General features: G+C 71.3%; 17 protein-coding genes. 10 read left to right on the top strand and 7 right to left on the bottom strand.

The window, feature by feature from the left end; genetic code table 11:
* From DEI81_RS00425 to DEI81_RS00405, 5 genes are all read right to left on the bottom strand, one after another.
* Window positions 1-1,164, bottom strand: coding sequence for an SIS domain-containing protein (locus DEI81_RS00425; RefSeq protein WP_111008546.1), 1,164 nt, complete (start codon window positions 1,162-1,164; stop codon window positions 1-3).
* 75 nt (window positions 1,165-1,239) lie between these two features.
* On the bottom strand, window positions 1,240-2,595 hold the full coding sequence (locus tag DEI81_RS00420) for a hypothetical protein (protein ID WP_111008545.1): 1,356 nt from the start codon (window positions 2,593-2,595) through the stop codon (window positions 1,240-1,242).
* Window positions 2,592-3,425, bottom strand: coding sequence for a carbohydrate ABC transporter permease (locus DEI81_RS00415; RefSeq protein WP_111008544.1), 834 nt, complete (start codon window positions 3,423-3,425; stop codon window positions 2,592-2,594). The genes DEI81_RS00420 and DEI81_RS00415 overlap by 4 nt, the downstream gene beginning before the upstream one ends.
* Window positions 3,425-4,387, bottom strand: a complete 963-nt coding sequence (locus DEI81_RS00410; RefSeq protein WP_111008543.1) for a carbohydrate ABC transporter permease — start codon at window positions 4,385-4,387, stop codon at window positions 3,425-3,427. The genes DEI81_RS00415 and DEI81_RS00410 overlap by 1 nt, the downstream gene beginning before the upstream one ends.
* A 40-nt stretch (window positions 4,388-4,427) precedes the next feature.
* Window positions 4,428-5,759 carry an extracellular solute-binding protein gene (locus DEI81_RS00405; protein WP_111008542.1) on the bottom strand — a complete coding sequence of 444 codons (1,332 nt, stop codon included), beginning with the start codon at window positions 5,757-5,759 and terminating at the stop codon, window positions 4,428-4,430.
* Window positions 5,760-5,968: 209 nt separating this feature from the next.
* Here DEI81_RS00405 and DEI81_RS15900 point away from each other — a divergent pair, with 209 nt between their 5' ends.
* The 7 genes from DEI81_RS15900 (at window position 5,969) to DEI81_RS00360 (ending at window position 14,031) form a co-directional block, all read left to right on the top strand.
* A complete protein-coding gene (locus DEI81_RS15900; protein WP_181435278.1) occupies window positions 5,969-6,727 on the top strand; it encodes a DeoR/GlpR family DNA-binding transcription regulator in 759 nt (252 codons plus the stop codon).
* 97 nt (window positions 6,728-6,824) lie between these two features.
* Window positions 6,825-8,123, top strand: coding sequence for an alpha-glucosidase/alpha-galactosidase (locus DEI81_RS00385; RefSeq protein ID WP_111008539.1), 1,299 nt, complete (start codon window positions 6,825-6,827; stop codon window positions 8,121-8,123).
* Between the two features lie 124 nt (window positions 8,124-8,247).
* Window positions 8,248-9,528 carry a D-tagatose-bisphosphate aldolase, class II, non-catalytic subunit gene (locus tag DEI81_RS00380; RefSeq protein WP_111008538.1) on the top strand — a complete coding sequence of 427 codons (1,281 nt, stop codon included), beginning with the start codon at window positions 8,248-8,250 and terminating at the stop codon, window positions 9,526-9,528.
* Window positions 9,529-9,701: 173 nt separating this feature from the next.
* Complete coding sequence (locus DEI81_RS00375; protein ID WP_111008912.1) at window positions 9,702-10,721, top strand: PHP domain-containing protein; 1,020 nt, start codon at window positions 9,702-9,704, stop codon at window positions 10,719-10,721.
* Window positions 10,722-10,858: 137 nt separating this feature from the next.
* The gene (locus DEI81_RS00370) at window positions 10,859-12,301 is read left to right on the top strand and encodes an amino acid permease (protein WP_111008537.1); all 1,443 of its coding nucleotides are present in this window, start codon (window positions 10,859-10,861) and stop codon (window positions 12,299-12,301) included.
* A gap of 120 nt (window positions 12,302-12,421) precedes the next feature.
* Window positions 12,422-13,132, top strand: coding sequence for an RNA polymerase sigma factor (locus DEI81_RS00365; RefSeq protein WP_111008536.1), 711 nt, complete (start codon window positions 12,422-12,424; stop codon window positions 13,130-13,132).
* Window positions 13,129-14,031 (top strand): hypothetical protein, encoded by a 903-nt coding sequence (locus DEI81_RS00360; RefSeq protein WP_111008535.1) that lies wholly within the window; start codon window positions 13,129-13,131, stop codon window positions 14,029-14,031. The genes DEI81_RS00365 and DEI81_RS00360 overlap by 4 nt, the downstream gene beginning before the upstream one ends.
* A 110-nt stretch (window positions 14,032-14,141) precedes the next feature.
* Here the strand turns inward: DEI81_RS00360 and DEI81_RS00355 are convergent, their stop codons facing one another.
* Window positions 14,142-15,167, bottom strand: a complete 1,026-nt coding sequence (locus tag DEI81_RS00355; protein ID WP_111008534.1) for an aldo/keto reductase — start codon at window positions 15,165-15,167, stop codon at window positions 14,142-14,144.
* Between the two features lie 175 nt (window positions 15,168-15,342).
* On the opposite strand from DEI81_RS00355, the gene DEI81_RS00350 reads away from it, so the two are divergent.
* From DEI81_RS00350 to DEI81_RS00340, 3 genes are all read left to right on the top strand, one after another.
* Window positions 15,343-15,957, top strand: coding sequence for a TetR/AcrR family transcriptional regulator (locus DEI81_RS00350; protein WP_258368382.1), 615 nt, complete (start codon window positions 15,343-15,345; stop codon window positions 15,955-15,957).
* Between the two features lie 32 nt (window positions 15,958-15,989).
* Window positions 15,990-19,544, top strand: coding sequence for a DEAD/DEAH box helicase (locus DEI81_RS00345; RefSeq protein ID WP_181435277.1), 3,555 nt, complete (start codon window positions 15,990-15,992; stop codon window positions 19,542-19,544).
* 205 nt (window positions 19,545-19,749) lie between these two features.
* Window positions 19,750-20,211 carry a GNAT family N-acetyltransferase gene (locus DEI81_RS00340; RefSeq protein ID WP_181435276.1) on the top strand — a complete coding sequence of 154 codons (462 nt, stop codon included), beginning with the start codon at window positions 19,750-19,752 and terminating at the stop codon, window positions 20,209-20,211.
* Between the two features lie 30 nt (window positions 20,212-20,241).
* Here the strand turns inward: DEI81_RS00340 and DEI81_RS00335 are convergent, their stop codons facing one another.
* Window positions 20,242-20,802: a cysteine hydrolase family protein gene (locus DEI81_RS00335; RefSeq protein WP_111008531.1), complete on the bottom strand. Its 561-nt coding sequence runs from the start codon at window positions 20,800-20,802 to the stop codon at window positions 20,242-20,244.
* Window positions 20,803-20,804: the final 2 nt, after the last annotated feature.

The following is a 20,804-nucleotide window of genomic DNA, read 5'->3' as shown; positions in this document are numbered from 1 at the left end:
TCAGCGACCGTCCCCGGCGGAGTCCTCGAGCTCGTGGATGTGCACACCCTGCACGACCCGGTTCACGTCGCCGCCGGGGAACGGGTTGTCCGGCGTCGTCCCGACCCGGAGCGCGAACGAGAGCGCGAGGATCTGCGCGACCAGGATGTACGCGATCGCGAGGTACCCGTCGTCCGTGCCGCGCAGGCCCTCGAGCACGATCGCTCCCTCGCCGACGCCGTCGGTCGCGACCGACAGCACCCGGGAGGCGCCGATCGCGGTACGCAGCTCCGCCACGATGTCGAGGTCGTAGGACCGCGTGTACGGGTCGTTCGAGATGTAGACCACCACGAGCGTCTCGGCGTCGAGGACGGCCTTGGGCCCGTGCCGGAACCCGAGCGACGAGTCGTGGTAGCTCACGACGCCGCCGGCGGTCAGCTCGAGGGTCTTGAGCGCGGACTCCTGCGCCAGTGCGGCGAGCGGACCACTGCCGAGGTACACGAGTCGCCGGAGGCCGTCCTGCGCGAGCCCCTTGATCGAGTCCCAGTCCTCCCCGATCACCTGGTCCGCCGCGCTGGACAGCGCCGCGACCGTCTCGGGGGCGTCGCCGAGGAAGGCCAGCAGCGCGCTGAGCATCATCGACGTGAAGCTCGACGTCATCGCGAAGCCGGCGTCGTCCGAACGCTGCGGCATGAGCAGCACGAACGAGTCGGGCCGTTCCTGGTGCTCCTGTGCGAGCGCACCGCCGGCGTTGCAGGTGATGACGAGGTGGGAGGCATCGCCGAGGACCTGGTCGGTCAGCCGCGTCGCCGCCACGCTCTCGGGACTGTTCCCGGACCGGGCGAACGACACCAGCAACGTGGGGACGTCCTCGGCGAGGTAGTGCCGGGGGTTCGACACGATGTCGGTCGTCGCGATGCTCTCGACGCGTCGACCGGTGGCGCGGGCCACCGTCGGGGCCACGACGCCGCCGGCGAACGCCGAGGTCCCGGCACCGGTGAAGACGATGCGCAGGTCGTCGTGCGCGAGGAGCGGTGCGAGGAACGCGTCGAGGTCGGCGCGGCGCCCCTGCACGATCGATGCCGCCTCGAGCCACACGTCGGGCTGCTGTCTGATCTCCCGGAAGGTCGCGGTCGCCCCTGCGGCCGCGAGGTCGACATCGATGTCGGGGTTGGTCTCGGTCATGGTGGTTCTCCTGATGGTGAGGCTGAGGGGCGACCCCTCGGGGCCGACCCGGTGACGTGGTCGAGGTGGTCGCGCTCAGACGGTGGCGAGACCGTGCTCGGTGCCGGCACGGAGGGTGGTCGGGTCCTCGGCGACCGCGGCGTCGAGGATCGCGGTGGCCGTCGCCCGGTCGGGCACGAGCGGGTCGAGCACGAGCGCCTGGATCGCGAGCGTGCGATCACCGCGTAGTGCTGCGTCGACGACGAGCTCCTGCTGGAGCGCCCGGGCGGTGAGCACCGCGGCGATGCCGGCGGGGAGGTCCCCGACGGACACCCCGCGCACGCCGTCGGCACCGACGGCGGCCGGCACCTCGACGACCGCGGTCTCGGGGAGGTTCCCGATGAGACCGTGGTTCGGGAGGTTGACCGCGAGCTCGACGTGGGTCCGGCCCGTGCGGATCGCCGTCGCCATGGCGACGAGTCGTTCCGCCTCCTGGTCGGACGGCGGCGGCACCGGCCGGTCACCGTCCGCGAGCTCGCGCAGCTCGTCCCAGAGTCGCGACTTCTCGCCGATGTACTCGCGTGTCGCGTCGAGGCCGGCCTGGAGGCCCCACGGGAGCTCCCCCGCGCCGGCCGGACCGAGGTGGTCGGCGAAGAACTCCGCCACGTGCCGGTCGCCGGGCGCCGGGTACAGCCCGAACGTCCGCATCAGGTCCGCCGACACCGGCGCGTGCGGGCCCTCGCTCCAGTCGGAGGGAGCATCGGCGCCACCGGCCCGCGCTTCGACGAGCTCGCGGAGGCGCGGGTACAGGTCCTGGTCCGCCGTCCGGATGTCCATCAGCCAGGACAGGTGGTTCAGCCCGCCGAACGTCGCCGTGATCTCCTGCTCGGGGACCTCGAGCGCCCGGGCGAGCGCGCTCTTGGTGTGCATCGTGCCGTGACAGAGCCCGACGGCACGGATGCCCGTCTCGCGGGTGACGGCCCGGACGTTCGCGGTGAGGGGATTGCTGTAGTTGAACAGGATGGCGTCCGGAGCGACGTCGGCGATGTCGCGGCCGATCGCGACGATCTCCGGGACGTGTCGGAGCGCGCGGAGGACGCCGCCCGGTCCGACGCTGTCGCCGACCGTCTGCCGGATCCCGAACCGTTCCGGTACCTCGAGGTCACGCCGCCATCCGGCGGCCGACCCGACGGCGATGGTCGTCGTGACGAACTGCGCGCCGCGCAGGGCCTCACGTCGGTCGTGCACCGCCTCGACGCGCATGTGCGATCCGTACTGCGCGGCGATCCGGCGTCCCACGGCCGCCATGGTCTCCGCCGCCTCGGGAGCGACGTCGACCAGGCGGACCGTGATGTCGTCGAACCCCGCCGCGCGGGCGAGATCGGTCAGGAGGCCCGGAGTGAACACCGTGCTGCCCGCACCGATGAGGACGAACGCCCCGCCTCGATTCACTTGACGCTCCCCGTGAGGAGGCCGCTGACGATGTACCGGTTGAGCACGACCGCGATGGCGGCCGGGACGACGACCGCGAGGACGCCCGCCGCGCTCATCAGGGAGTACGGCACCGTGTGCCGCCCCTGCAGCGCGGCGATCACGACCGTGAGCGGTTGGGTCGAGATGTCGCTCGACAGCACGAGCGGGAACAGGAACTGCGCCCAGGCGGACAGGAACGTGATGATCGCCGTCGAGACGATGCCCGGGCGGGCGAGCGGCAGCACGATGTGCCAGAGCACGCCGAGCCGACTGGCGCCGTCCATCGACCCGGCCTCCTCGAGCGCCAGGGGCAGGCTCGACATGTAGTTGTAGAGGATCCACGTGGCGAGCGGCAGGAACCCCGACACGTACACGAGCACGATGCCGGTGTACGTGTTCACGAGCCCGGCGGTGCTGAGCATCTCGTAGAGCGGGATGAGCGTCGCGTAGGCGGGGAACGCCATCGTCGCGAGGACCGCGTAGAACAGCACGTTCCGACCACGGAACGTCATCCGGGCGAACGCGTACGCCGCGATCGTCGCGAGCACGACGGTGACGATCGTCGCCCCGCCGCACTCGACGAAGATGTTGAGCGTCGACTGCCGGACCGACGAGGCCACGTCCCCACTGCCTCCCAGCAGGGTCGCGTAGTTGGCGAACGTCGGCGTCGGCGGGATGTAGTTGGCCGGCTTCGCGCTGATCTGCTGATCCGTCTGGAGGCTCGTGTTGAGCACCCAGTACAGCGGGACGAGCGTCCAGAGGACGATGAACGCGACGCCCAGGGGGCGCGCGACGGAACGACGGTGCATCAGAACTCCACCGGCTTGTAGACGAGTCGCACGACGGCGAGGGAGACCACGACCGTTGCGATGGTGATGAGGAGCGACAGCGCGTACCCCTCGCCGAAGTCCAGGTTCTGGAAGCTGACGAAGTAGGTCTGCTCGGTCACCGAGGCTCCGGTCGAGGCAGCGCCGTTCAACACGTACGGCTGGTCGAACACGTTGAGCGTCGCGATGATGGCCTGCACCATCGCGATCGCGATGCCCGGACGAGCGAGCGGCAGCGTCACCTGGAGGAACGACTTCCATCCCGTCGCACCGTCGATCGACGCCGCTTCGTACAGCTCGCCGGGGATGTTCTGCAAGGCCGCCAGCACGAGCAGTGTGGACAGCGGGGTCATCTGCCACACCTGGACGATCTCGATCACCAGGATGGTGACGAATCGGTTCTGGCCGAGGAACACCTGGTAGTGGTCGATCAGGTGGAGCGACGACAGCACGCTGTTGAGCAGACCGGTGTTGCTGTCCCAGATGCCCGACCAGACGATGCCCTCGACCACGCCCGGCAGCGCCCACGGCAGGATGAGGACCGCGATGAGCACGGACCGTCCGACGAACGGCTTCTGCAGGGTGACCGCCATGACGATCCCCAGCACGGTCGAGACCACGACGCCGATGACGACGTAGTAGGCCGTGTTCACCATGCTCGAGACGATCGTGTCGTCCTGGAACAGCTTCACGAAGTTGCCGAGCCCGACGAAGGAGTTCGGCGGGTCGAGCGGCTGGGCCTTGAAGAACGCCTCGACCAGCGTGATCGCCGCTGGGACGAGGGCCAGGACGACGATGAACAGCGCCAGGGGCGTGACCAGCGCGTAGGGCAGGAGGTCGAACCGTCGCCGCCCGCGACCCGGTGTCGGCCGAGGAGCGTTCGCGCGGCCGTTCCTCCGCGCGATCCGAGTCGCACGGGACGTGGTGCTCGTACCGGCACTCACGGGGTCGTCACCTCCGTCGCGGTGCAGGGCAGGACCAGGGTCACGAGTTCCCCTTCGCGAGCGAGTTCGTGGTCTTCACGATCGCCTTGATGGCGGCGCTGACGGACTCGTTGCCCACGGCCGCAGCGTGCAGGTTCGTGTTCACGGCCCGGGAGAACTGCGGGTACCAGGACGGTGCGCCGGCCGGGAAGACGGCCTTCGAGCCCTCGAGGAGCGTGGTCAGCTCCTGGCCCTGTGCCAGGTGGCCGGACGTCGTCAGGGCCTTCATGGCGCTGAGGCGCGAGGGCGTCGGGTAGTTCGGGAGCACCTTGGAGGGCCCGTCGGCACCCGCGAACGCCGCCTGGTTCTTCGAGGACGTCATCCACTTGATGAACTCGGCGGCCGCCTTCGGGTACTTCGCCTGCTTCGGGATGCCGATGCCGTCCGGGTTGCCGAGGTTCGCCACCGGGCCGTGGACGCCGGGGGTCGGGATGTACTCGACCTGGCCCACCACCGAGGAGGACGCGGGGACGTCGTAGAGGCTGCCGACGTTGCCCGAGTAGTCCGATGTGGTCGCGGCGGTGATGCCCTTGGCCATCAGGTTCTGCATGCCCTGCGAATCGTTGACGTTGATGTTGCCGGCAGGGACGAGGCCGTCCTTCAGCGCATCGACCATCCACTCGGCCGCCTTGTACCCGGGCGAGCTCGGCGACGCGAACTGGGGCCGCCCCTGCTTGTCGAGGACGGACCCGCCGAACGCGTTCGTCAGCTGGTACCAGTGCGTCGACAGACCCTCGGCGGCGGCGAACGGGATGTTCAGCGGGGTGTCCGTGACGCCCTTCGCCTTGATCTGCCGGAGGTCCTTGGTGTACTCGCTCATCGTCGTGGGCATGGTCGTGATCCCGGCCTTGGCGAACTCGGCCTTGTTCACCGTGGTGACCATGTAGGACGAGTCGAACGGGATGCCGTAGACCGTGCCCTTCGAGGTGAACGAGCTCATCTGGGGCATGTCCGGCCGCATGCTCTTGACGTCGAGGTACTGGGACATGGGGTAGAACCACCCGAGCTGGCCGAGCTGGCCGACCCGCGACCAGTCGACGTCGGTGGCATCGGCGAAGTAGGTGTGCGAGGTTGCCGCCGCCGAGATCTTGGTCTGGAGGCTGTCCCAGTCGGTGGTGGTCCACTTGACGTGGATCCCCGTGCTCTTCGTGAACTGGTCGAGTGCGGCCTGCGGAGGCGGCGGGTTCAGCCACGCCACGGTGATCGTGACGCCCTTGGTCTGGTCGGAGCCGCCGGACGAGGAGCTCCCGGAGCAACCGCTGGCGAGCAGTGACAGCCCCAGCGCACCCGTCAGGAGCGCGGTGCCCTTGAGGCTCTTTCGCGTGAATGGCATCTCATGACCCTTCTGAGACAGGGACGCATCGTCGCGCCTGTCCCTCCTCGCTGCGCACCGTGCGCAGGTGTGGTGGAACGATTGCACGATCTGCACGCGGGTGCCAACACGAGGACCGAATTCACACACCAACGGCCCCTTCCGCGCATTTTCTTGCTCGTACTGCACGTACTCTTGGCTTGCGCATGCGCAGTGGCTACTGTGAGCATGTGCAGCGTAAGCAGAGGCTCAATCAGATCGTGTCGACCATCGTCGAGCACGCCGAGATGGACGTCCCGTCCCTCGCAGCCCGGTTCGACGTCTCGGAAGCCACCATCCGGCGGGACCTCGAGGTCCTCGAGCAGCAGCAGCTCGTCAGCCGCACGCGTGGGGGTGCGACGCGTCACGTCGCCTTCAACGACCTCCCGCTCGGGTACAAGACCTCGCAGGACGCCGCAGAGAAGCAGCGCATCGCGCTCGCGGCGCTGCGGTTCCTCGACAGCGCGCGGGTGATCGGGCTCACGGGTGGGACCACCGTCTGGGAGTTCGCGCAGCACCTCGGCAGCCGCCCGGGGCTCACCGTCGTGACGAACGCACTCAACGTCGCCTCGAGCCTCGTGGGCAACAGCGGAATCCGGGTGTTCGCAGCGGGTGGCGAGGTGCGCGCCAGCAGTCAGGAGACCGTCGGACCGAGCGCGGAGTCGTTCCTCGCCGATTACCACATCGACGTCTCCTTCGTCGGTGTGGACGGTGTCGACGCGGCCGCCGGCTGCACGAACTACGACCCGGTGGGTGCCCGTGTGAACGCCAGGATGAGTCAGCGGTCACGGGCGACGGTCGTCCTCGCGGACGCCACGAAGATCGGCCGGACCGCGCTGGCCGGAGTGTGCCCGATGGAAGCCGTCGACGTCCTCGTGACCGACCTGCGCGCTCCGGACAGCGCCGTCGAGGCGATCGAGCGCCAGGGCTGCCGCGTCATCCGGGCCTGATCCCGACGCATGGCGCTCGCCGCCGCTTCGCGCAGTTCGCGTCGCAGTTCTTGCGCATTCATTGCACACAACGCGCAGCACGTGCCAGGGTGAGCGCGTGGTCAAAGTAGCCTTCATCGGCGCCGGGAGCGTCGAGTTCACCCGCAACGTCGTCACCGATCTGTGCACCTACCCGGAGCTCCAGGGACAGCTCGAGCTGTCGCTCCACGACATCGACGCCGAGCGTCTCGGGTACGCCGAGGCCCTCGCCGGCCGGGTGTCCGACCTGGCCGGAGCCGGCGCGCGCATCAGCTCCGACATCGACCGACGCGCCGCGCTCGAGGGTGCCGACTTCGTCATCAACGAGATCCAGGTCGGCGGGTACGCGGCGACCCGCCTCGACTTCGACATCCCCGCGAAGTACGGGCTGCGTCAGACGATCGGCGACACGATCGGCGTCGGCGGCATCTTCCGCGGCCTCCGTACCATCCCCGTGCTCCAGGGCATCGGGAACGACCTCGCCGAGGTCGCGCCCGACTCCACGCTCCTCAACTACAGCAACCCGATGGCGATGCTGCCGTGGGCCGTCGCGGCGAGCACGCCCTTCCAGCGCGTCGTCGGCCTGTGCCACTCCGTGCGCGACACCCACCGCCAGCTCGCCGAGCTCGTCGGCGTTCCGCAGGACGAGATCGAGTACGTCACCGCCGGCTTCAACCACCAGGCGTTCGTCCTCCGGTTCACCCGCGACGGCGAGGACCTGTACCCGCGCCTCCGCGAGGTCGTCGAGGCCGACCCGGAGCTGCAGCGCCGCGTGCGCGTCGAGATCTTCCGCCGGTTCGGGTACTTCCCCACCGAGTCGAGCGAGCACTCGGCCGAGTACGTGCCGTGGCTCATGCACGACGACGCCGCGATCGATCGGTTCCGCATCCCGGTCGGCGAGTACCTGCGCCGCTCCGAGGAGAACCTCGACGAGCTCGACGAGACGAAGCACATCCTCGAGGGCGGCGGGGAACTCACGCTCGAGCCCACCTCGGAGATGGCGTCGGAGTACATCCGCGCGCAGGTGACCGGTCAACCGACGGACCTGTACGTCAACGTCGTGAACAACGGCAAGATCGCGAACCTCCCCGACGAGTGCGCGATCGAGGTCCCCGCGACGGTCGACGCCGACGGCCTGCACCCGCAGTCCGTGGGCGCACTGCCCGCGCAGCTCGTCGCGCTCAACCGGACGTTCCTCAACGTCGTCGAACTCACGGTCAAGGCCGTCCTCGAGGGCGACCGCGACCACGTCTACCACGCCGCGATGCTCGACCCGAACGCCGCCGCGTCACTGAGCCTGGACGACATCCACGCGATGTGCGACGAGCTGCTCGAGGCGCACGGCGACCGGATCCCACAGGCGCTGCGTCTCCACTGATCGCCGCCGCACCACCATCGGGTGCGTCGGGAACCGCCATGCTGGTCCCGATGCACCCGTTCCCGGTCGACGTCCCGTCGTCGACCACGGACCGCGCTCACCGCGCTGGAAGGAACCCCACGACATGAACCAGGTCGAAGCCATCGTCCGTCGGCACCGCGGCGGCGACACCGTCGGGATCACCTCCGTCTGCTCCGCGCACCCCCTCGTGCTGCGGGCGTCGATGCGGCAGGCCCTCGAGGACGGCTCCGTCCTGCTCATCGAGGCGACCTCGAACCAGGTCGACCAGTTCGGCGGGTACACGGGGCTCACGCCGGAGCAGTTCCGCGACCAGGTGCTCGGCTTCGCCGACGAGGAGTCCTTCCCCCGCGACCGCCTGGTGCTCGGCGGGGACCACCTCGGGCCGAACCGGTGGCAGCGTGAGACGCCGGATCAGGCGATGCCGAAGGCCGACGACCTCGTCGCCGCGTACGCCGCCGCCGGGTACGCCAAACTCCACATCGACTGCAGCATGCGGCTCGACGGCGACCCCACGCCCCTGCCCGACGCCGTCGTCGCCGAACGCGCGGCCCGGCTCATCGCGATCGCCGAGGCCGCCCGGCCGGCCGACGGCGAACCGCCCGTGTACGTGATCGGCACCGAGGTGCCCGTGCCGGGAGGCGCGCACGAGACCCTCGGCGCGCTCCAGCCGACGAGTCCCGCGGCCGCACGCGAGACCCTCGACGCCCACCAGGGCGCCCTGCGCGACCGCGGCCTCGACGCGGTGTGGCCGCGGGTCGTCGCACTCGTCGTGCAGCCCGGCGTCGAGTTCGACCACCTCAAGGTGATCGACTACGACCGGACGGCGACGCAGCAGCTGCAGCGGGTCCTCGACGACGAGCCCGACATGGTGTTCGAGGCGCACAGCACCGACTACCAGACCCGCGGCCACCTGACCGAGCTCGTCGAGGACCACTGGGCCGTGCTCAAGGTCGGGCCGGGGCTGACGTTCGCCCTGCGCGAGGCCCTGTTCGCCCTCGCCGCGATCGAGGACGAACTCGTGCCCGCCGGCGAGCGCTCCGACCTCGTCGCGTTCATGGACGAGCGGATGGTCGCCGATCCCGGGTACTGGGAGCACTACTACGAGGGCGACGCCGAGGAGCAGCGCATCGCCCGCCGGTACAGCTACAGCGACCGCATCCGCTACTACTGGGCCTCGCCCGAGGTCGAGGAGCGCGTCGACCGGTTGTTCACCAACCTGACCGCGTCCGGGATCCCCGAGCCGCTGATCGGGCAGTTCCTGCCGAAGCAGTTCACGCGGGTGCGGCAGGGCGTGCTGGCGCCGGAGCCCGAGGCCCTCGCGGTCGACGCCGTGCGCGAGGTCCTCCGCGACTACGCGGCGGCCTGCGGACACAGCGTCGGCTGACCGCCGGCCGCTCCCCCGCTCCCCCTTCCGCGAGATCGCAGTCGTTGCCGTTCTGACCGGCCTCGGAACGACGACGACTGGGACTTCGTCGGAACGGTCGGGTGCCGGCCACCCGGCCACCGGGACGCCGGACGCCCGGACGCCCGGACGCCCGGACGAGCAGGATGGACGGCGTGCACCCCGTCGACGCCCTGCAGGAGATCGCCTTCTGGCTCGAACGGGACCTCGCTCCGTCGTTCAAGGTGCAGGCGTTCCGCACGGCGGCCGCCGCGATCGCCGGTCGGTCCGACGACGATGTGGAGGCCCGGCTCCGCTCCGGCGCACTCGCCCGCACCAAGGGGGTCGGTTCCCGCAGCCTCGAGGTGATCGGCCAGGCGCTCGAGGGCCGCGTGCCCGACTACCTGCAGGCCCTGCGCGACCGGGAACGCGAGACGACGAGCGAGGCCGGGGCGGGCCTCCTGGCCGACCTGCGCGGCGACCTGCACTGCCACAGTGAGTGGTCGGACGGCGGCACGCCCATCCCGCTCATGGTCGAGGCGGCGCGGACCCTGGGGCGCGAGTACATCGCGCTCACCGACCACTCGCCCAACCTGACCGTCGCGCACGGTCTGACCGCCGAGCGCCTGATCGAACAGCTCGGCGTGCTCGACGACGTCCGGGCGGACCACCCCGACGTCCGGGTGCTCAGCGGGATCGAGGTCGACATCCTCGAGGACGGCACGCTCGACCAGACCCCGGCGATGCTCGACCGGCTCGACGTCGTCGTCGCGAGCGTGCACTCGAAGCTCCGCGCTGACCGCCGCACGATGACGGAGCGCATGCTCGGCGGCATCCGTGATCCGCACACGAACGTCCTCGGGCACTGCACCGGCCGCCTCGTGCAGGGGTCCCGCGGCGAGCGCCCGCAGTCGACGTTCGACGCGCGTGCGGTGTTCGAGGCGTGCGTGGAGCACGACGTCGCGGTCGAGATCAACAGTCGACCCGAGCGACAGGACCCGCCGGACGACCTCATCCAGCTCGCGCTCGAGGTGGGCTGTCTGTTCAGCATCGACACCGACGCACACGCGCCCGGACAGCTCGACTTCCTGCGGCTCGGGGCGGAGCGGGCGGCGCAGAACGGGGTGCCGGCCGACCGCATCGTGACGACGTGGCCGGTGGAGCGCCTCCTGGCCTGGGCGCATCCGCAGGCCTGACGGCCGTCCGCCCCCGCTGTCCGAGGGCCACCGGCCACAGGCCACAAGCCACCGGCGACCGGCCGCCGACCACCCACGAATGCCGCGGGATCGGGGCCGGGGGCGCCAACGGCTGAGCAGAGTGACAGGATGAACGCGTGACGACGACGTCAGCGCGGCGCGACCTGTTCCGCCGCAAGCCGATCGACCAGGTCGAGGACGATCCGGGCGCGGGGTCCCCGCCCGGCGGTCTCGCTCGCCACCTGGGCCTCTGGCAGCTCACCGCGATCGGCGTCGGCGGCATCATCGGCGCGGGGATCTTCACCCTCGCGGGCCAGGTCGCGCACCAGACGGCAGGACCCGCGGTGCTCATCTCGTTCCTCGTCGCCGGGGTCGCGAGCGCGGCGGCAGCGCTGTCGTACGCCGAGTTCGCGGGGATGATCCCGAAGGCCGGCAGCGCCTACACGTACGGCTACGCGGTGCTCGGCGAGCTCGTCGCCTGGTTCATCGGCTGGGACCTGCTCCTCGAGTACACGGCGATCGTGGCGGTGGTCGCGATCGGCATCTCGGGGTACGTCGGGTTCCTGCTCGGGCAGGTGGGTCTCGACCTCCCGGCGTGGATGCTCGGCGCCCCGGGAACGGGGCACGGCCACGTCGTCGACGTGTTCGCGATCGCACTCTGTCTGCTCACGGCGTTCGTCCTGACCCGGGGCATCCGGAGTGCAGCGCGGTTCGAGTTCGTGGCGGTGGGGATCAAGGTCGCACTCGTCGTGCTCATCGTCGTGCTCGGCGTCTTCCACATCCGGGCGGCGAACTACCATCCGTACTTCCCGCACGGCTTCGGCGGGGTGATGACCGGGGCGGCGACCGTGTTCTTCGCGGTGTTCGGGTACGACGCCATGAGCACCGCGGCGGAGGAGTCGAAGGACGCGCGGAAGCACATGCCGAAGGCGATCCTGCTGTCGCTCGGGATCGCCATGGTGTTGTACGTGCTGGCCACCCTGGTGCTCACGGGCATGCAGCGGTACACGGAGATCGACCCGGCGTCGGGCTTCGCGACCGCGTTCGCGTCGGTCGGGCTCGGGGGCGTGGCGGACGTCATCGCCGTGGGCGCGATCATCGGCATCGTCACGGTGCTCCTGACGTTCCTGCTCGGGGTCTCGCGCGTGTGGTTCTCGATGAGCCGCGACGGCCTGCTGCCCGCGTGGTTCGCCAAGACGGACCCGAAGCGACACGTCCCGACGCGCGTGACGTGGATCGCGGGCGCGGCGGCGGCGGTCCTGGCGGGGCTGCTGCCGATCGGCACCGTCGCGGAGCTGACGAACATCGGCATCCTGCTCGCCTTCGTCGTGGTCTGCTCGGCCGTGGTGGTCCTCCGCTACCGGCGTCCAGAGATCCCCCGCCAGTTCCGACTGCCGCTCATGCCCGTCGTGCCCGTGATCGGGGTGATGGCGTCCCTGTGGCTGGTGACGTTCCTCCAGTGGGAGACGTGGGTGCGGTTCGGCGTGTGGTTCGCGATCGGTCTCGGGGTCTACTTCGGGTACTCACGGCGGCACTCGGTCCTGGCGACCCAGGAGGCGCCGCCGTCCTCGGCCGGATAGGCGGGCGCCGTCCCTCCCCGTCGCGCGTCGTACACACTCGGCGGCCAGACGGGGCGGTAGCGGTTGCACACTGGGGCGTGCCGGACACATCCAGGGTGACCACCGATCCGAAGGAGTCCCGTGGACCCCACATTCACCGAGCTGTACCGGCTCCACTACCCCGCGGTGCTGCGGTTCGTCCGTCGACGAGCGCACCCGGCGGCCGTGGACGACGTCGTGTCCGAGACCTTCGTCGCCGCGTGGCGCCGGCAGGACGAGATGCTCGTCGCACCGCTCCCCTGGCTCTACCGGACGGCGCGGAACGTCATGCTCAACGCCGCCCGGAGCGCCGGACGTCGGACCGGACTCGCCGTCCGGGTGCAGGGTGAGGCATCGGTCGCGGTTCCGAGCGACGACCCGATCGCGGCGCTCGAACGTCGGCACGACCTCGCCCTCGCGTGGCGCTCGCTCGACGAGCTCGACCAGGAGGCCCTGGCCCTGCAGGTCTGGGAGGGCATGACCGGAGCGCAAGCCGCCGCCGTCCTCGGCATCAGCCGTGCGGCCTACTCGATGCGCGCCAGTCGCGCCCGACGCCGCCTGGCAGCGGTGCTCCGCGACTCCGACGAGGGCGAGCGACGCGGATCGTCGACGGCACCGGCCGCCGCCACGCACCCCGACACCGGCCGGGAGGCCCAGCCGCCCGCCGCCATCTGGCCCACCCCCGACACCGGCCGGGAGGCCCCGCACCCGTTCGCCAGCTGGCCCACCCCCGACGCGGATCCGGGCCCCGACCACCCGGACTCCCCCACCGCGATGACCGCACTCCGCCTCGACCGGAAGGCACGACGATGACACGACCGCACGCAACACGACTCGAGCACGAGCTCGGCGGCCTCGACACCGAGCCCCGCACCGACCTGACCCCGAGCGAGGTCGACCGCGCGGAGCGCCTCCTCGCCGCGATCGTCCGACTCGACCCCGAGCCGGAGGTGGTCCGCGTGACGGGCTCGTCCCGGGCCTCCCGGCCGATGCCGGCGACACGCACCGGGCGCGGACCGGTCACACGGGCCGCCTGGGCGACCGGTGCCACCGTGGCGGGCGGCGCGCTGCTCCTCGGCGGCGCCGTGGTCGGCCTGCCGATCGCCCGCGACCTGTACCACCAGCTGCCGGGACACGCGACGAGCCTGTCGACGGCCGAGATCGCCTCGTGGACGGCGGTCCCCTCGCACCCGTCGGCGACGTCCTCGTCGATCGAGGCGATCGCGCAGCAGTGCACGAGGTCGGTGGGCACCGACGCGACCTCGACGGCCGGACGGATCTCGGTGTCGGACGTCGACCGCCGCGGCTCGGTCCTGACCATGGTGGTGTCGAGCGCGGGCGACGGCGCGCGGCGCTGGTGCCTCGTCGGCTCCGGACATGTCGTGTCGTGGGAGCTCATCGACGACCGCTCGACCCCGCTGCCGGTGCTCGCCGCCGGGACGGTCAACGTCCAGAGCACCGAGATGAACGGATCGGGCGGCCAGGCGATCAGCCGCGCGTACGGCCAGGTCGGGCCGGACGTCACGGGCGTCGTCCTCCACACCGCCTCAGGCCGGACGATCACGACGACCGTCGGGGACGGCCTGTGGACCGCGTGGTGGCCGCCGGCGGACCGGGACACCGGGGACCTCGGAGACCTGACCGTGACCTGGACGACGAGCGACGGCGCCACGCACTCGGCGTCGACGGACGCCCTCTCCGCGCTGCGCTGACCAGCGCTCCCACCGGCCCGGTCACCCCCCCTTCGTCGAGATCGCAGTTGTTGCCGCTCTGGAGCCGCAGATACCGGCAACGACTGCGATCTCGCGGAAGAACGGGACGGTCAGGCGGCGGAGCGCTCCGCGGCCGGGCGGCGGCGCAGCGCCGGGTCGCCGACCTCCGGGCCGCGGTAGACCATGTCCATCGCCCCGACGCTCTCGCCGGGCGGGACGATCGCGTCGATCCGGTCGAGCACCTCGTCCGACAGCGCGACGTCGATCCCGGCGAGCGTGTCCTCGAGCTGCTCCATGGTCCGGGGTCCGGCGATGGCGGAGGTCACCCCGGGGTGCGGGATCACGAAGGACATCGCGAGGTGGGTGAGTGGGACACCGACCTCCTGGGCCAGCGTGATGAGCTGCTCGACGGTGGCGAGGCGACGTTCGTCACGGAAGTGCCGCATCCCGGAGACCGACGAGCGGAACACGTCGTTGTCCTGACCCGCCCGGTAGCGCCCGGTCAGGGTGCCACCGGCGAGCGGGCTGTAGACCAGGGTCCCCATGCCGTAGCGCTCGGCGACGGGGAGGATCTCGCGCTCGATCTCACGGTCGAGGATCGAGTAGTTCGGCTGTTCGGTGCGGAACCGCTCGAACCCGCGGCGCTCGGACGTCCACTGCGCCTCGACGATCTCGGAGCCGCGCATCGAGGACGACCCGATCGCGCGGACCTTGCCCTGCCGCACGAGGTCGGTGAGCGCCGACAGCGTCTCGTCGATGTCGGTGTCGGGGTCCGGGCGGTGGAGCTGGTACAGGTCGATGTGGTCGGTCTGCAGGCGGCGGAGCGATCGCTCGACCGCCTGGGTGATCCAGCGCCGCGACGCGCCCCGGTGGTTGACGTCGTCGTCCACGGGACCCCAGAACTTCGTGGCGAGGACGACGTCGTCGCGGCGGCCCTTCAGCGCTTCGCCGACGACCTCCTCGGAGTCGCCGTAGCGGTCGGCGGTGTCGACGAGGTTGATGCCGGCGTCGAGGGCCCGGTGGATGATCCGGACGCCCTCCTTCCGGTCCGGATTGCCGAGACTCCCGAGCATCATCGCGCCGAGCGCGTACGGGGTGACCTTGATGCCGGTGCGGCCGAGAGTGCGGTACTGCATGGTGCTCCATTTCCGGACCCGCGCCGCCCTGTCAGCCGAGGCGGGTCGTATGATCGATGAATCGGAACGACCTTCCGGAACGACCGCTCGATGCGATTCGGCTATCCGGAACCCTGTTCCGCTTGATTCCGTCACCTTATGCGGAACTTTGTTCCGCCGCAAGAGGAGCCCCATCATGCCCGCGCCCACGAGCGACACCGACGCCTCGATCGCCCCGGCCGGCCGACGGATGCGCTCGGACGCGCGGCAGAACGTCGATGCCCTCCTCGAAGCCGCGAAGGCGGTGTTCGCGGACGCCGGTGTGGACGCGCCGGTGCGGTCGATCGCCGAACGCGCGGGCGTCGGGGTCGGCACCCTGTACCGGCACTTCCCGCTCCGCTCGGACCTCATCTCGGCGGTGTTCCGGCGCGAGATGGACGCGTGCGTGGCGGTTGCGGAGGAGATCGAGGCCACCTCACCGCCGGGCGAGGCACTCGACCGATGGATCATGCGCTACACCCAGTTCGTCGCCACGAAGCGCGGGCTCGCTGCGGCACTCCACTCGGGCGACCCGGCGTACGAACCGCTCGCCGAGTACTTCTCGACGCGACTCGCACCGACGCTCGATCGGCTGCTCACCGCGGCGACCGCGTCCGGGGACGTCGTGCACGAGGTCGACGCCGCCGAGTTCCTCGGGGCGGTCGCGGACCTCTGTCACGCGGGTGGGCCTCCCGGGACCGAGCGGTCCGGCCGTGCCGAACGCATGGTGCGGCTGCTGCTCGCGGGACTGCGGGCGGAGCCGGGCGACTGACGACGTCGGACGCTCCTGCGACGATGGGGGACATGCCCGCCCCGCTCGTCGACGCGGTCGACGTCATCCGACTCGTCGGCCCGCGTCCGTTCGGGCGCGCGAAGGACCTCGTGCGTGCCGGCGGCGTGCTCGGGACCCGCTGGGACGACGCGGACGAGACGCTCGCCGCCCTCGTGCAGGGCTCCGGCCCCGAGCCGTACCAGGTAAGCGTGCACCTCACGCCCACCCGCGGTCCGTTCAGCCGACCCGGCCGGAACACCTGCACGTGCCCCATCGGTGGCGACTGCAAGCACGTCGCGGCGGCGCTCCTCGAGGTCACGGCCGCCGCGGTCCGGCGCGACCCCGGGCTGACCGGCGCGGCCGGACTCACCGGACTCGTGGAGCCGACGGGCCTCGCCGTGACGGCGGTCGACGACGCCGTGGCCGCGCCGCCCGAGCACTGGCGGACGGCGCTCGGGTCGTTCGCCGGCGACCCCGGGCCGGCGAGCGCACGGACGACCGCGATGGGCCTCCAGTTCGAGCTCCGGGACCTCGTGCCGCAGCGACTCGCTCGCGCAGCGGCGGCTCACGACGCCGCTCGGTCGGTCGGGAGCCGTGTCCGCCTCGGCGTCCGCCCGGTCACGCGCAGCGCAGCGGGCAACTGGGTCCGCGGGCAACTCACCTGGGGGTCGCTCCCGTACTCGCGCAACCGCCTCGGCGCGGACCCCGACCAGCACGCCTGGTTCCTGCAGTTCGCCGCGCTGCACCGCTCCGCGCACGCGGCGTACGCGCCGGGCGAGAGCGACTGGCTGTTCCTCGACGAGTTCGCGAGTCCGCTGTTGTGGCCGCTCCTGCACGAGGCCGAGCGGCTCGGCATCGCGCTCGTCGCAGCGGGCGCGAAGGCCGCCGCACGCGGGCGCGGCCGGAGCGCCAGTGCCGGCACCGGCACCGGCACCGGCACTGGCACGGCGCCCGACCCCACCGCCGACACCGACGCCCGTGCCGTCGTCGTCGGCCGGGAGGCCCGGGTCGTCCTCGATGCGTCCCGCACGTCGGACGGCGTGCAGCTCGGCGCACTCGCCCTGGTCGACGGCCGTCCGATCCCGCCGGGGGCCGCGGGCGCGATCGGCACCCACGGCGTCTACGCCTTCCGTCGCTCCCCCGCGCTGCACATCACCCTCGCGCCGACACCGACGCCCCTGCGCGAGGACCAGCGCCGTCTCCTGACGACCGGGGACCGCATCACCGTCCCGCCCGCGGACGTCGACGAGTTCCTGCACGACGTCTCGCCCCGCCTGCGCGGCAGCGTGGACCTCGTGAGCGCCGACGGCTCGCTCGAGCTCCCGGACCGCACGCCGCCGGAGTTCGTCCTGACCGTGACGTTCGAGCCCGAGGACCGGGTGCTGCTCAGCTGGCGTTGGCACGTGGACGGCCGACGGGACCTCCCGGCAGCGCACGGACCGGTTCCGGACCTGTCGGAAGTGGACGGGCCTCCTGGCGTGCGGTGGCCGAGCCGGACCGGCGTCGACCCGGTCCGTGACCGTGACCGCGGCGACGACGTCGACGGAAGCGACGCCGACGACGGGGACTCCGACGACGGCGACCAGGTGCTCGACGGCTCCGACGCCATCGAGTTCACGACGACGACCCTGCCGACACTCCAGGCCCGCGACGACCTGCGCGTCCGCATCGTGGGCGAGCGCCCGGACTACCGGGAACTCACCGACCAGCCGAAGCTGACCCTGACCACGATGCCGAGCCCACACCGCGACTGGTTCGACCTCGGGTTCCTCGTGACCGTCGAGGGTCGCACGGTCCCGTTCACGCCCCTGCTCGAGGCGCTCGCCAAGCGGGAGCGGAAGCTCAAGCTCATCGACAACACGTACATGTCACTGCAGAACCCGGTGTTCGACGAGCTGAAGCGCCTCATCGACGAGGCGACCGAGCTCGACGAGTGGGAGCCCGGCCGCTACCGCATCAGCCCGTACCAGGCCGCGCTGTGGTCGGAGTTCGACCAGCTCGCCGACGAGACCGTGCAGGACGCCCGGTGGCGCGAGACCGTCGAGGGCCTCCTGCGGTTCCAGGACGCCACCGATGACGACCCGGTGATCGCGGCCGTGTCCGTGCCGGACTCCGTGCACGCCGAGCTCCGCCCCTACCAACGCGAGGGCCTGGCGTGGCTGACGTTCCTGCACGAGCACGGGCTCGGCGGGGTCCTGGCGGACGACATGGGGCTCGGCAAGACGCTGCAGACGCTCGCGTTCGTGGCGGGCGTGCGGGAGCGCGAACGCGCGCGGGCCGGCTCGGGGGACGCCGCACCGGACCGGTCGGGAGGCTCGTCAGCCGCGGCTCCCGACCGTCGCCCGTTCCTCGTGGTCGCGCCGACGAGCGTCGTCGGCAACTGGGTCACCGAGGCGGCGCGGTTCACCCCGTCGCTCGTGGTGCGCGGCGTGACGGCGACGACCGCGAAGCGACGGCGGATGCTCCGGGACGCCGCGGCCGAGGCGGACGTCGTCGTGACCTCGTACGCGCTGTTCCGGCTCGACGCGGCGGCGTACCGACAGCAGGAGTGGGCCGGACTGGTCCTCGACGAGGCGCAGTTCGTCAAGAACCGGACGTCGCAGGCGAACCGGCTCGCGGCGGACCTCCCCGCGCCGTTCAAGCTCGCGATCACCGGGACGCCGCTCGAGAACGGGCTCATGGACCTGTGGTCGATCTTCTCGGTCGTCGCGCCCGGTCTGCTGTCGAGCGTGACGCGGTTCACGGACGACGTGGTCAAGCCGGTGGCGTCCCCGGACCTGACACCGGAGCAGCGGGCCGATGTGATGGGTCGGCTGCGGCGGCGGATCCGGCCGCTCATGCTCCGGCGCACCAAGGAGTCCGTGGCGGCGGACCTGCCCGAGAAGGTCGAGCAGGTGCTGCACGTCGACCTCGACCCGGAGCACCGCGCCCTCTACGACCGGACCCTGCAGCGCGAGCGGCTCAAGGTGCTCGACCTGCTCGACGACATGGACCGGCACCGGATGATCGTGTTCCGCTCGCTGACGCTCCTGCGGATGCTCGCCCTCTCGCCGGCGCTCATCGACCCGGACTCGGCCGTGCCGTCGGCGAAGCTCGACCTGCTGCTCGACGACCTCGCGGAGCTCGAGGCCGAGGGGCGCCGTGCCCTCGTGTTCAGTCAGTTCACCTCGTTCCTCCGGCTCGTCGCGTCCGGGCTCGACGCGCGCGGCGTGGCGTACGAGTACCTCGACGGGTCGACGACCGGTCGCGCAGCGGTGATCGACCGGTTCAAGCAGGGCAGTGCGCCGGCGTTCCTCATCAGCCTCAAGGCGGGCGGTTTCGGCCTCAACCTGACCGAGGCCGACACGGTGTTCGTGCTCGATCCCTGGTGGAACCCCGCGGCGGAGGCCCAGGCGATCGACCGCGCGCACCGCATCGGGCAGCGGGTCCCCGTGAGCGTGCACCGCCTCATCGCGCAGGACACCATCGAGGACAAGGTCCTGGCCCTCGCGACCCGCAAGGGGGAACTGTTCGACGCGGTCATCGACGAGGACGACACGTTCTCGGGAGCGCTGACGGCTGAAGACGTGCGGGGGCTCCTGGAGTAGGACAGTTCCGTCTGGATCCACCACACCCCGAACTGGGTGGTCACCGGGGACAGGACTCACAGCGTGCCCCCGGTGTGACCTGATTTGCTAGACAGACTAGCGAATCCGAGTTCCCGCCCGGCCCTGGACGTGGCGACTCCGGACGTGCAGTGGGGTGACCGAGCGGTCGCCCTGTGCAACCCGAACCGAGGAACCAATGACGCTCATGAGCACCACAGCACCATCCGAGATCACGATCGACCACGAGCCGTACAGCGGCGAGGACGCCGTTCGCCTGCGGGCCGTCGCACTCCTCAGCGCCGGGCTCCCCCCGCGCATGGCACGGACGCTGCCCCCGGCGTCGGTCGCGGCGAACCTGACGGTCCGCAACGGCATGGGTGAGCCGCTCGGCTACGGGGTCCTCAGCGAGGTCGCCGATGGCGTGCTCGAGATCCAGTCGTTCTTCATCCGCGAGGACGCCCGGGGCGCCGGTGTCGGCAGCGCGCTGCTCAGCCGCCTCGAACAGGTCGCGGGCGAACTCGGCTCCCCCGCCCTCGTGCACGCCGGCACCCCGGGCGACGCGGACATCACGGACACGCTGCTGCGCCGCGGGTACGTGCCGATCGCCCCGTTCGGTGCGCACACCCTCGTGGCGGACGTGGTCTGCGTCTCGAAGATCCTGGTCTGATCCGCGGGACGGCCGGGAGGCCCGGCAGCGTCATCCGCGGAGGTTCGCCACCCAAGCGTCCACGGTCGTGACGTCGGCCTGTCGGGGGTAGACCTTCTCGGTCAGGACCCGGTGGACCTCGGGATCGGCGTCCGCACATGCGTCGGCGAGGACGGTGATCCCGTAGTCGAGGTCCGCGGCCTGCCGGAGGGTCGACAGCACGACCCCGCTCGTGGCGATGCCCGCGAGGACGAGCTCGGTCGCCCCGGCAGCGCGAAGCACGACGTCGAGGTCGCTGCCGGCGAAGGCACTGACCCGGCGCTTCGTCACGACGACCTCGTCGGGACGGACCGCGAACGCGGCGTGGATCGCGGTCGAGCGCTCGTCGAAGCCGGCGGCGTCGCCCCGCTGCCGGATCGCGCCGAAGCTCTTGTTCGACGCAGCGATCTCGGGGAACCCCGCGCGGAAGGCGACGCGGACGAACACCACGGGCACGCCGTTCGTGCGGGCGGCATCGACCGCGCGCGTGGCGGCCGCCAGGACCTCGGGCGAGCCGAGCCGGTCGACGATGCTGGTCTGGAAGTCCATGACGAGCAGGACGGGTGTGGACATGG

Origin of the sequence: Curtobacterium sp. MCBD17_013 (assembly GCF_003234565.1) — a bacterium.
Classification (GTDB): domain Bacteria; phylum Actinomycetota; class Actinomycetes; order Actinomycetales; family Microbacteriaceae; genus Curtobacterium.
The sequence above is the reverse complement of the archived record's forward strand: the minus strand, read 5'-3'. Positions and strand labels throughout refer to the sequence as shown.